This window comes from Nocardioides sp. NPDC057772, assembly GCF_042798075.1.
Classification (GTDB): Bacteria; Actinomycetota; Actinomycetes; order Propionibacteriales; family Nocardioidaceae; genus Nocardioides.
Map to the genome: position 1 here is coordinate 1 of NZ_JBHVKN010000174.1, position 10,880 is coordinate 10,880.

Genomic DNA, 10,880 nt, shown 5'->3' on the forward strand with positions numbered 1-10,880 from the left:
CTGGGGCACCGAGCAGCTCGCCCGCCCGGACTTCCCCTATCGCGCGCTCGACGACCAGGTGCCGACGCTGTGGAGCCGCTGCCGGGAGCAGCCGGTCTCCGGCTACTCCGAAGAGGCGACCGAGGTGTGGATGCCGCACGCCCTCGTCGGCCTCAACTGGCGTCAGCGCCGGTTCGCCCACCTGGACCGCGTCTTCCATCTCAACTACGCCGGTATCGCCACCGGGCAGGGTGCAGCCGACGCCCACGACCGCGGGCTTCTCGAGGTCGTCGAACGCGACGCCCTCGAGGTCTGGTGGCACCACGGCGGACCGGCTCGCGGGATCGAGACCGCGTCGGTCCCGGGGCTGAGCGCCGACCTCGAGGGAGCACCTCTCGACGTCCACGTCGTCCAGATGCCCACCGAGCTCGCGCCGGCCATGGCGGCGCTCGTGCGCGACCGCGAGACGGGTGTCTACGCCGCGGGCTTCTCGGCGTCCACCGACCCGACGCGGGCCGTCCGCAAGGCCGTCCTCGAAGCCGTCCACACCTGGATCTACACCCTCGGCTGTCGCGACGCCGACGGCTGGGTCTTCCAAGCCGTACGCGCCGGGCTGATGGCTCCTGGCCTCTACCTCGACCACCGCGAGGACCTCCGCTACCTCGACGCAGCGGGGCCGGACTTCGCCAACGTCCGCGATCTCGGTGCCCATGTGCAGGTCTGGCTCGATCCCCGGGTGCACCGGCTCGCCGAGCGGTTCACCGCGCCGGCCCTCGGCAGCGTCCCGGTCTCCCAGGTGCGGGCCACCGACGTGGCCGAGGTCCGCCGCCTGCTGCACGAGGAAGGTCACCGGGTCATCACCCGCGACCTCACCACGCGCGACGTGGCGCAGACGTCGCTGCGGGTGGTCCGCACGTTCGTCACCGGCCTGGTGCCGAACGCCCCGGCGGCGTTCCGCTACACCGGCATGCCGCGCTTCGCCGAGGCGGCTCGACGTCGCGGCTGGACCCCGGCCGACACCGGCGAGCCACTGGGCCTGTGCCCTCCGCCCCACATGTGAAGGCGCCGGTTATGACCTCGAGCACGGCGCTCCTCGAGACCGCCTTCTCCTCCGACCCTCCGGGCGATCCGCTGCCTCCCGGGCCTCGCGCGAACCGCTGGCCGGGCGAGCCGGTGGAGATCGGCGGCGCGGCGGCGACGGCCGTCCATCGGCTGTGGCGGGCGCGCGGTCACCATCCGCGCCCCGACGGGAGCCCGACGACGATCCCTCGCCGAGCCGTCCCGTCGGCCGGCGGCTGCTACCCCGTGCAATGGCACCTGGTGGTTCCTCCCGGACGCGGGGCGCATCTCGCTCCGGGGCGTTACGTCTACGACGCGACGACCGAGCAGCTCGTTCAGCGGCCCGAGCCCTGGGAGCCCGCCGGGCTCGGGCGAGACCTTGAGATCGTCCTCACGGTCCAGCCGGGACGGACCTTCGGCCGCTACCGGCACCGCTCCTGGCCGCTGTGGGTCGCGGACTCGGCGTACGCGCTCGAGGCGCTGCTCCGCCTGCTTCCCGGCGCTCACCTGCCCAGGGACTGGTTCGACCTGACCGCCGCCCGGGCCGCCCTCGGCGTGCCTGGGGCGGCGCAGGTCGCGTGGTGGCTCGAGCGCGGCCTGGTTCCCGAGATCGCCATGGCCCGGGTGGGGCTGCCCCTCGCTCCTCGCCTGGACGAGGTCGCGTCGGCGGCGATCTGCTCGCGCCGCAGCCCTGCTCTGGAACGCTTCCATGACCGCCGCGGACGTGCCGCCGCCCCCGCGGAGATCACCGAGGTGGCCAGGCAGAGCGGCCAGTCCTGGGTGCTCGGCGCCGACCGGGTCATCGCCTGGGAGCGCCCCATACGTCTCGACGCCACCGGCTACGCCCGGCTGTGGCAGGTGCATCGCGAGGCCGCCCGGCTCACCTACTCCCTGGACGCCCGCGGCCACGGCGTCCGCGCCGTCTCGGGATTCTGCACACTGCCGGCCGGCGACCGGCCGCTGGTCCATGCCATCGCCATCCTCGAGAACGGAGCCGCCGCATGATGGTCGACACCCTGTTGCTGCGTACCGCGCTGCGACATCCAGGCCCGGCCACGACGACCGTCGGGCTGCAGGTCCTGGTGACCGCCACCTATCTCCCGCAGGCCTATGCCCTGGCTCAGGGACTCTTCGCGGTCGTCGACCGCGACGATGACCGCGCGGTGACGGCGGCCCTGTGGATCGTCGGGATCGTCGCCGCACGCTGGCTCCTGTCGTGGGCGCAGGCTCGTGCCGCGGCTCGGCTGGGCGAGGACGTACGCCTCGGGGTGCGGGACGAGGCGCTGCGGGGCGTCCTGGTTCCCGAGGCCCTGCACGACCCCGGCCGGCGCGACGGCGGTCTGCGGACGGCGCTCGTCGACGGGGTCGACGGGGTCGACGCGTACGTCACCCGCTATCTGCCCGCCTTCGCCCAGGCGCTCGTGCTGATCCCGGTCGTGACCGTGCTGCTGGTCCTCGTCCATCCGCTCGCCGGGCTGGCGGCCGGGGTGGGGGCCGCCGCGGCACTGACGGCTCCGCTGCTGTGGAAGCGGCTCATGCGGCGGCGCTCCGACGACCACTGGGACACCTATGAGGGCCTGGGTTCGGACCTGCTCGAGGCCCTCCGCGGCATGTCGACACTGCGCCTGCTCGGGCGGGTCGACCAGACGCGCGACCGGATGGCCCGGCGCAGCGATGACCTGCACCGCGCGACCGTGCGGGTGATGCGTACGTCGCTGCTCGACACCGCGCTCATCGACCTCGCCGTCCAGGGAGGCACGGTCGCGGCCGCCGGGCTCGCACTGGTGGCGAGCGTGAGCGGCTCCGGGGTGCCACCGGCGGAGCTCTACCTGGCGCTCATGCTGGTGAGCGAGGTCTTCCGCCCCATCCGGGACCTCTCCGCAGCCTGGCATGCGGGCTATCTCGGGACCTCCGCCGTCCCGGCGCTGCGAAGGCTCGGCGTCGGCGGGCCGACCACGCCGACGGCTGCCCCCGCTCCTGACGACCGCGGCGCAGCCCCGGCCGGTGCCCTCGTTCTCGACGACGTCTCGTTCGCCTACCCCGACGGGCCGGCGATCCTCGACGGCGTCCGGGCGAGCTTCGAACCCGGCGCCGTCACCGCCGTGGTCGGCCCGAGCGGAACCGGGAAGACCACGCTTCTCGACCTGGTCCTCACCCACCTCTCCCCCACCAGCGGCCGGGTTCTGCTCGGCGACCGGCCGGTGCGTACGTCCGACGTCGCCGTGGTCTCGCAGCGGCCGGTGCTCTTCGAGGGAACCGTCCGCGAGAACCTGCGCGTCTCCCGCCCCGACGCGAGCGAGGCGGACCTGTGGCAGGCCTGCGCTGCGGCCGGCATCGAGCAGGAGGTACGCAGCCTCTCCGCCGGCCTCGACACCCCGATCGCCAGCGCCGGCGCGAGCCTCTCCGGCGGTCAGCGCCAGCGGATCGCGCTGGCCCGGGCAGTCCTCTCCGACCGGCCGGTCCTGCTCGCCGACGAGCCCACCAGTGCTCTCGACCCGGCCTCGGCGCGGACCGTCACCGCCACGCTCGCCCGGCTCGCCGCCGATCGCATCGTGGTCGTCGTCGCCCACCGTGAGGAGTCGCTCGACGGAGTCGAGCGCGTCCTCGAGCTGGCCCAGGGCCGGCTGTCCCCTCTGCTCGACGGGAGCCACGTATGACCGCCACGACCACGTCCGTGCGGCCCCTCACCGGCCTGCTCGGCCACCTGGGCGGCGAGCGCCGCGCCATCGCCGCCACCATCGTGCTCGTGGTCGTCAGCCAGGTGTGCCTGGGGGCCATCTCGGTGCTGCTCGCCGCCGCCGTCGGCCACGCCGTCGTGCTCCGCAGCGCACCGCCGGGCTGGTTCTGGATGCTGCTGGCCGGCCTGGTGCTCCTCCGAGCGCTGCTGACCTGGGGCGAGATGGACGCCTCGCACGCGCTGGCGTTCCGGGTGCTCGCCCGGCTCCGGATGGCGCTCTTCGACCGCTACGCCGTCGCACTGCCGACCCGGCGCCGGGAGAACACCGGCCGGGCCGCGTCGACCGCGATGGCCGACACCGAGCGGCTGGAGTTCTTCTACGCCCACACGGTCGCGCAGCTCGTCGCCGCGGCGGTCAACGCTCTCCTCGGGCTGGTCGTGCTCGCTGTCGTGGAGCCCGCGCTCGCGCTGGTCACCCTCGCCGCCCTCGTGCTCGTGCTCTCGACGGTCCCGCTGGGCCGGCGCCGCCTGGAGACTCTCGGCGCGGAGATGGTCGAGGCGACCGGCGCCCTCTCCGACCGCGTGGTCGACGTGCTCGGCGGCCTCCGCGAGGTGCTGGGCTACGGCCTCCATGACCCGGTCCGTCGCCAGGTCAGGGAGACCGGTGCCGGGGCCGCCCGGGCCGCGGGCAGGCTCGAGACCACTCATCGCGTGCTCGCCGGAGCGCGCGAGGCGGCGGTCACTCTCGCGGGCGTGGGCGTGCTGGTCGGTGTGCTCGGCCGCGGCGTCGCCGCCGAGCATGTCGCCGCGCTGGTCGTCCTCGCCCTCGCGACGGTGGCGCCGGTGGCCGACGCCGCCGCCACCTGTGCCCGGCTGCCCGCCCTACGCGCGGCCGCCGCTCGGGTCGGCGACGAGCTCGCCCGTCCCGCAGTGCTCACCCGCGACACCCGGCAGGCCACCCTTCCCGACGGACCGCTCGGATTGAGGATGTGCGACGTGGGCTTCGGGTATGACGAGCGGCGGGTGCTCGACGGCTTCGACCTGAGCATCGCTCCCGGGGAGCACGTCGGCCTCCGCGGGCCCTCCGGCGCGGGCAAGTCGACCGTCGTGGCGCTCGCCGGCCGGCTCTGGGACCCCGATACCGGCATCGTCGAGCTGACCGGCCCGCCTGCTGCGCCGGTCGCGATCTCGGCCGTCGACGACGCCGCCCTGCGAACCGCGGTCGCCACCGTCGAGCAGGACGGCGCTCTCTTCGCCGGCACCGTCCGCGAGGCGATCGCCGGCCCGTCGACGACAGACGCCGAGATCGAGGAGCTCCTGGCTCGGCTCGGCCTCACCGACGCGGTCACCCCCGACAGCCACATCGGCGAGAGCGGACTCCGCCTCAGCGGCGGCCAGCGGGCCCGGCTGCGGCTCGCCCGCGCCGTCCTGCGACGTCCGCGGATCCTGCTCCTGGACGAGCCGACGGCCGACCTCGACGAGGCCTCCGCCCGACAGGTCACAGACCTTCTCAGCACCCTTCCGGCCACGATGCTGGTGGTCTCCCATCGCCACCAGACCCTCGCCGGGATGGACCGGGTCGTCGACATCAGGTCTCCCGAGGCCTCCGAAGGCCCCGTAAACCCCCGCAGAGCCCGTAACCACGCGGGACACGCGGCGCGTGAGCATTGAAGATCCGCAGGTCTGGCCTACGCTGGCGAGGAGCCGCATCTCGTCAACCTTGCGGCTCGGATCAACGATTAAAGGAGATCGCATGAACCGCACCGACCTGGTGAGCGAAATCGCCAAGCAGGCGGAGATCACCCAGACGCAGGCCTCCGCCGCCCTGGGTGCCGCTATCGAGGCGATCAGCGCGGCCGTCGCTGCCGGCGACAAGGTCACGCTGCCCGGTTTCGGTACGTTCGAGTCGCGCGAGCGCTCGGCTCGCACCGGCCGCAACCCGCAGACCGGCGCCGAGATCAAGATTCCGGCCTCGAAGGGCCCGGCGTTCAAGGCCGGCTCCGCCTTCAAGGAGCGGGTCGCCAAGGGCTGAGTCCCGTGGACACACAAGAAGGGCCGGATCGATTCGATCCGGCCCTTTCCGCATTCTCCCCACCTATTTCAGAGGGCGATCTCCCGGTCGGCGAGGGCCGCCGACAGGTCGGTGTCATGGGTGACCAGGAGCAGTGCAGCCCCCGATGCGGAGACCTCGCTCATGAGCGCATCGACGGTCTGCTCCTGGGTGACCAGGTCGAGACGCGACGTCGCCTCGTCGGCGAAGACCAGCGACGGCTTCGGCAACATCGCCCGCACGACCGCGATGCGCTGCAGCTCACCACCCGAGACCTGCCCGGGACGACGCCTCAGGATCTCGTACGGCAGTCCGAGCCGCTCCAGCATCGCCTCGACCTGCGACGCCTCGATGCCGTGGCGCCGCATCACGTCGCCCATCGCCTTCTCCAGGCTGACCCGCTGCGGGAACGACAGCGCCGGGTCCTGGTAGAGCTTCTGCATCCGCCCCCTCCCCGCGTCGCGGCCGTACGTCACCGACCCGCTGTCGACCGCGGTCAGTCCGAGCAACGCGTTGCCGAGCGTCGTCTTGCCGGCACCACTGGGTCCGGTGATGGCGACCCGCTCGCCGGCGCGGACCTCGAGGTCGACGCGGTCGAAGACCGCCGTGTGGCCGTAGGACTTCGTGATCGTCTCGGCACGGACGAGCACGTCGCCGTCGTCCGGGGCACCGGTCCGCATCCACGGATGCCGCCAGTGCACCGGCTCGGCCGCGAGCAGCCGCTGGGTGTAGTCCTCCGTCGGCGAGGTGAGCACGTCCTCCGCCGGACCCGACTCGACCACAGCTGCCTCCCGCATGACCAACACCTCGCCGCCGAGCCGGCGGGCCAGCCGCAGGTCGTGAGTGATCGTCAGCAGCAGACCGCCCTCGTCGAGGTGGTCGAGCAGCAGGTCGGCGAGCTGGTCGACCGCTGCCCGGTCGAGCCCCTTGGACGGCTCGTCCAGGATCAGCACCTTCGCGCCACCGACGGTGGCCGCGGCGTACGCCACTCGCTGGGCCATCCCGCCCGAGAGGGTGTGCGGATAGGACGACCCGGCCCCGGCCAGACCCACCTGGCCCAGGCGCGTGTCGGCCGCCTCGAGCGCACCGGCGCTTCGCGGCCTCCAGCCGGCGACGCCTTCGGCGACCTGACCCCGCACCCGCATCGTCGGGTCGAGCGCGAGCGCCGGCTCCTGCGGGAGAAGGACGACCTCGCGACCCCACAGCGTGCGCCGGGAGTCCCGCTCGGCCAGGTCGAAGGAGGCGTCCCCGACCGTCAGGGCGCCGACCGCTGACAGCTCTGGCGGCAGCGTCCCCATCAGGGCATGGGCCAGGATCGACTTCCCCGACCCGCTCTCCCCGACGATCGAGAGCGGCTTGCCGGCCTCGATGTGGACGTCGGGGACGTCCGCGAGCACGAGCGAGCCAGCACGTACGACCACTCCGGTGGCTTTCAGGCTCATCGCCCCTCCTCATCCGATCGCAGCCCCAACAGGCAGATGGTCAGGCAGAACAGCACCGCGACCGGCGCCAGCGGCATCCACGGCGCCGCGTCGTAGAACGGGAACGACTCGGTGATCATCAGCCCGAGCTCGGCCCGCGGCGGCTGCAGCCCGACCTTCACGAAGCCGAGGGTCGACATCGCCAGGATCGAGGTGACCATGCCCAGCGAGGACAGCGTCACCAGGAGCGGCCGCAGGGCCGGCCAGAGGTGGCGGCGTACGACATGGACCCAGCCGAGCTGCAGCAGCCCGGCCGCCTCCACGGCCGGCGAGCCGAGCACCAGAGCACTGCGAGCGCGCACCACCCGGAAGAACTCCACCCACTGCACGAGCGCGAGGCCGACGTAGAGGGCGATCATCGATCCGGGCGCGGCCAGGGCCGAGACCAGCAGCACCACGAGCAGCGCCGGGACGGCGACGAAGGCCTCCGAGATCGAGCGGAGCAGGGCATCGACCCAGCCGCCGAACCACGCCGACAGCACGCCGGCGACGCAGCCCAGGATCAGCGCGGTCGCGACGCAGACCGCCGCGAGCAGCACGGAGACGCGGGTCGCGTGGGCGACGCGTGAGGCGACGCTACGGCCGTAGTCGTCGGTCCCCAGCGGGTCGGCGACCGACGGCGGCTGCAGATAGCGACCCAGGTCCTGGACCGCAGGATCCGGCAGCACCAGCGGTCCGATCAGCGCGAACGCGATGATCAGCCCGAGCCCCGCCAGCGAGGCGATCCGTGTCCATGACCGTACGGGACGAGCCCCGACGGTCTGTTCCAGCATCAGCATGCTCATGCGCTCACCGCCGCCCGTCCCCGCGGCCGGGGGTCGAGACCCAGCACGGCGAGATCCACCAGCGTGTTGACCAGCACGATCAGCAGCGCCAGGACGAGGGCCGATGCCTGCAGGACCGGGATGTCCCGCCAGAAGACGGCGTGCACCAGCGAGTGGCCCAGCCCGTCCCAGGCGAAGAGGCTCTCCACCACGACGACTCCTTCGATGAGCACGACGAACTGCACGCCGAGGTACGGCACCAGCGAGACGGCCGCGTTGCGCAGCACGTGGCGCACCAGCACCCACCTCTCGGGCAGCCCCTTGGTCTGCGCGAACTCCACGTAGGCCGAGCCCCGGACCTCCACCACGGCGTCGCGGGTCACCCGGGCGATGAGCCCGGACAGGCTCAGTCCGAGGGTCAGCGCCGGGAGGACGATGCCGCCGTCGCCGTGCCCGACCGCCGGGAAGAGCCCCAGCTGGGCCGAGAGCACGATCATCAGCAGCAGGCCGAGCAGGAACGGCGGCACGGCGCGCACGCCGGCCACCCACAGCGACGAGAACCGGTCGGCGAAGCCACCGGGTCGACGGGCAGCGACGAGGCCGATCCCGGCACCGACGAGCACCGCGATCACGATGGAGAGCACGGCCAGCTGGAGCGTGGCGGCCAGGTAGTGGCTCACCTCGGTCAGCACGGGCTGAGAGGTGACCAGGGACCGGCCCAGATCGAGCTGGAGCAGGTCGACGACCCACTCCCCCAGCTGCTGCCACAGCGGCCGGTCGAGCCCGAGCTCGTCCCGGACCGAGGCCGCAGCGTCGGCGTCGACCATGTCGTAGCCGTAGCGTCCCGCGGCGATCCGGTAGGCGATGTCCCCCGGCAGTCGCTGGGTGATCACGAAACAGAGCGCCGAGACGCCGATCGCCACCGCCAGCGCCTGGGCGGCACGGCGGGCGATCACACCACCGAGGCGGCTCATTCGGCCAGCTCGATGTCCGTGATCCGCCAGCTGGTCTCGAGCGCGTCGATCTGGAAGCCCTCGACGCGGTCGCTGACAGCGGCGTTCATCCGGTACCACGAGACCGGGACCAGCGGCAGCTGCGCCTGCGCGGTCGTCACGATCGTCCGGCGATGCTCAGCCGCCTCCTCACCCTCGGCGCCGGCCATCAGCGCGGTTACCGCCTTGTCGACGGCCGGGTCGCTCCACCCCATGGTGCCCCAGTCGGAGCCGCCCTTGGCGAAGGTGTCGGCGACGGTGGGAAGCGGGTCGGAGATCAGCGCGAACGACTTGGCGACGAGTGCCATCTGCAGGCTGCCGTCGCCGTGCTTGGCCGGCACCTCGCTGGAGTTCGTGACCTCGACGTCGATCTTCACGCCGACCTTCTTCAGCTCGGCCTGGATCGCGGTCGCCAGCGCGGGCAGCTCCGGACGGTCCGGGTAGGTCAGCAGCTCGAGGGTGAGCGGCTTCCCCTCCTTGGCGACGGTGCCGTCGGCGCCCGCCTTCCACCCGGCCTCGGCCAGCAGCGCCTTCGCCTTCTCGACGTCGTACGTCAGTGGCTCGAGCTCCGCGTCCCAGTCCTCCAGAGTCGGGGTCAGCAGCTGGGTCGCGGCGATGTCCTTCTCGCGCAGGACCGCCTCGGCGATCGACTCGCGGTCGAGCGCCATGCTGATCGCCTGCCGGACACGTACGTCCTTCAGGGCCGGATCGGCGGCGTTCATCTTCATCAGGATGGTGCGTGGCTGCAGGGCGGAGACCATGTCCACGCCGTCGGTGCTCTCCACGCGCTCGCGGCCGGCCGGCTCGAGACCGAAGACCACGTCTGCCTGGCCGCCGGTGGCCATGACCGCACGGCTCTCGGCGCGACCGACCGCCTGGAACGAGACCTTCTCGACGTCGGGCTCCTCGCCTCGCCAGTCGGCGACGCGTACGGTCTCGATACGCGAGGGAAGCGACACCTTCGCGACCTCGTACGGACCGGTCCCGACGATCTTCTCGACCTTCCCGTCCGGGTCGTAGGACGACGGGGACAGGATCGCGGTGCTGTAGTGGGACAGGGTCGCGGGTACGGACACGTTCGGCTCGCTGAGCTCGATCACCACCGAGCTCCCGTCGGCACGGATGGTCTCGACGCCGACGTCGGCGAGCGGGCTGGCGGCGTCGGCGGCCATCTTCTCGAGCACGGCGACGACGTTCTCGGGCGTCATCGGCTCGCCGTCGTGGAACTCGACCCCGTCGGCGAGCTCGAAGGTCCAGACCTTGTTGGCCTCGTCGGCCGACCACGCGGTGGCCAGGCCGGGGACGAGATTCCCCTCCACGTCGGCGGTGACCAGCGTCTCGGTGACGTGGAGCCGAGTGAAGAAGTAGCCGTCCGCGGACGGCTCGAGGCTGTGGATCTCGAACGGCCCGGCGATCCGCAAGGTGTCGGAGGCGGCGGACTGCGACGAGCCACAGGCCGTCGCGGCGAGCGTGACCGCGGCCAGTGCCGCGGCGCCACGCAGGTGGGGGCGGATGATCATGTTGTGCCTTCCAGTGGGGAGGGCCCCAACCTAGATGAGAACCGTTATCATCACCAAACCGATTAGCCGTGTTCGCCGACGCCCGCCCTCTTGTTCTCCACGCTATGATTCAGATGATAATCGTTCTCATTAGCGTTAGAGGTTGAGCATGGCAAGCAGGTCGTCGGACGTACGCCCCAAGATCAAGCTCCGTTCCACCGCGGGCACGGGCTACACCTACGTCAGCAAGAAGAACCGTCGGAACACTCCTGACCGGCTCGTGCTGCGCAAGTACGACCCGGTGGTGCGGCGCCACGTCGAGTGCCGCGAGGAGCGCTGAGGCTCGCCGCGCTCCATCGCGCGGTCTGTTGATCATGGC

The 10,880-nt window shown here is 72.3% G+C and carries 10 protein-coding genes; 6 read left to right on the forward strand and 4 right to left on the reverse strand.

Features of this window, described 5'->3' with window-relative positions; translation table 11 throughout:
• From ACFVJS_RS21850 to ACFVJS_RS21870, 5 genes are all read left to right on the forward strand, one after another.
• Window positions 1-1,039 (forward strand): YcaO-like family protein (locus ACFVJS_RS21850; RefSeq protein WP_378884828.1); only part of this gene is annotated, 1,039 nt, incomplete at its 5' end.
• Between the two features lie 11 nt (window positions 1,040-1,050).
• A complete protein-coding gene (locus ACFVJS_RS21855; RefSeq protein ID WP_378884830.1) occupies window positions 1,051-2,043 on the forward strand; it encodes a hypothetical protein in 993 nt (330 codons plus the stop codon).
• Entirely contained in the window at window positions 2,040-3,695 is a 1,656-nt protein-coding gene (locus tag ACFVJS_RS21860; protein WP_378884833.1) for an ABC transporter ATP-binding protein/permease, read from the forward strand. Before ACFVJS_RS21855 ends, ACFVJS_RS21860 begins: the two co-directional genes overlap by 4 nt.
• The gene (locus ACFVJS_RS21865; RefSeq protein ID WP_378884836.1) at window positions 3,692-5,386 is read left to right on the forward strand and encodes an ATP-binding cassette domain-containing protein; all 1,695 of its coding nucleotides are present in this window, start codon (window positions 3,692-3,694) and stop codon (window positions 5,384-5,386) included. Before ACFVJS_RS21860 ends, ACFVJS_RS21865 begins: the two co-directional genes overlap by 4 nt.
• Before the next feature lie 82 nt (window positions 5,387-5,468).
• Window positions 5,469-5,747: an HU family DNA-binding protein gene (locus ACFVJS_RS21870; protein WP_165111443.1), complete on the forward strand. Its 279-nt coding sequence runs from the start codon at window positions 5,469-5,471 to the stop codon at window positions 5,745-5,747.
• A gap of 68 nt (window positions 5,748-5,815) precedes the next feature.
• Here ACFVJS_RS21870 and ACFVJS_RS21875 read toward each other — a convergent pair whose 3' ends face one another.
• From ACFVJS_RS21875 to ACFVJS_RS21890, 4 genes are read right to left on the reverse strand one after another with little or no spacing between them, the layout of a single operon-like run.
• On the reverse strand, window positions 5,816-7,207 hold the full coding sequence (locus ACFVJS_RS21875; RefSeq protein ID WP_378884839.1) for an ABC transporter ATP-binding protein: 1,392 nt from the start codon (window positions 7,205-7,207) through the stop codon (window positions 5,816-5,818).
• Window positions 7,204-8,031: an ABC transporter permease gene (locus tag ACFVJS_RS21880; RefSeq protein ID WP_378884841.1), complete on the reverse strand. Its 828-nt coding sequence runs from the start codon at window positions 8,029-8,031 to the stop codon at window positions 7,204-7,206. Before ACFVJS_RS21880 ends, ACFVJS_RS21875 begins: the two co-directional genes overlap by 4 nt.
• Window positions 8,028-8,984, reverse strand: a complete 957-nt coding sequence (locus ACFVJS_RS21885; RefSeq protein ID WP_378884844.1) for an ABC transporter permease — start codon at window positions 8,982-8,984, stop codon at window positions 8,028-8,030. The genes ACFVJS_RS21880 and ACFVJS_RS21885 overlap by 4 nt, the downstream gene beginning before the upstream one ends.
• Window positions 8,981-10,522, reverse strand: coding sequence for an ABC transporter substrate-binding protein (locus ACFVJS_RS21890; RefSeq protein ID WP_378884847.1), 1,542 nt, complete (start codon window positions 10,520-10,522; stop codon window positions 8,981-8,983). The genes ACFVJS_RS21885 and ACFVJS_RS21890 overlap by 4 nt, the downstream gene beginning before the upstream one ends.
• A gap of 148 nt (window positions 10,523-10,670) precedes the next feature.
• On the opposite strand from ACFVJS_RS21890, the gene rpmG reads away from it, so the two are divergent.
• Entirely contained in the window at window positions 10,671-10,841 is a 171-nt protein-coding gene (rpmG, locus tag ACFVJS_RS21895; protein ID WP_378884850.1) for a 50S ribosomal protein L33, read from the forward strand.
• Window positions 10,842-10,880: the final 39 nt, after the last annotated feature.

What these genes read in the sequence shown, in the direction of transcription:
- ACFVJS_RS21855 (WP_378884830.1), top strand. Translation starts at nt 1,051, where the DNA reads ATGACCTCGAGCACGGCGCTCCTCGAGACCGCCTTCTCCTCCGACCCT.
- ACFVJS_RS21875 (WP_378884839.1), bottom strand. Translation starts at nt 7,207, where the DNA reads ATGAGCCTGAAAGCCACCGGAGTGGTCGTACGTGCTGGCTCGCTCGTG.
- ACFVJS_RS21870 (WP_165111443.1), top strand. Translation starts at nt 5,469, where the DNA reads ATGAACCGCACCGACCTGGTGAGCGAAATCGCCAAGCAGGCGGAGATC.
- ACFVJS_RS21890 (WP_378884847.1), bottom strand. Translation starts at nt 10,522, where the DNA reads ATGATCATCCGCCCCCACCTGCGTGGCGCCGCGGCACTGGCCGCGGTC.
- ACFVJS_RS21880 (WP_378884841.1), bottom strand. Translation starts at nt 8,031, where the DNA reads ATGAGCATGCTGATGCTGGAACAGACCGTCGGGGCTCGTCCCGTACGG.
- ACFVJS_RS21860 (WP_378884833.1), top strand. Translation starts at nt 2,040, where the DNA reads ATGATGGTCGACACCCTGTTGCTGCGTACCGCGCTGCGACATCCAGGC.
- ACFVJS_RS21885 (WP_378884844.1), bottom strand. Translation starts at nt 8,984, where the DNA reads ATGAGCCGCCTCGGTGGTGTGATCGCCCGCCGTGCCGCCCAGGCGCTG.
- rpmG (WP_378884850.1), top strand. Translation starts at nt 10,671, where the DNA reads ATGGCAAGCAGGTCGTCGGACGTACGCCCCAAGATCAAGCTCCGTTCC.
- ACFVJS_RS21865 (WP_378884836.1), top strand. Translation starts at nt 3,692, where the DNA reads ATGACCGCCACGACCACGTCCGTGCGGCCCCTCACCGGCCTGCTCGGC.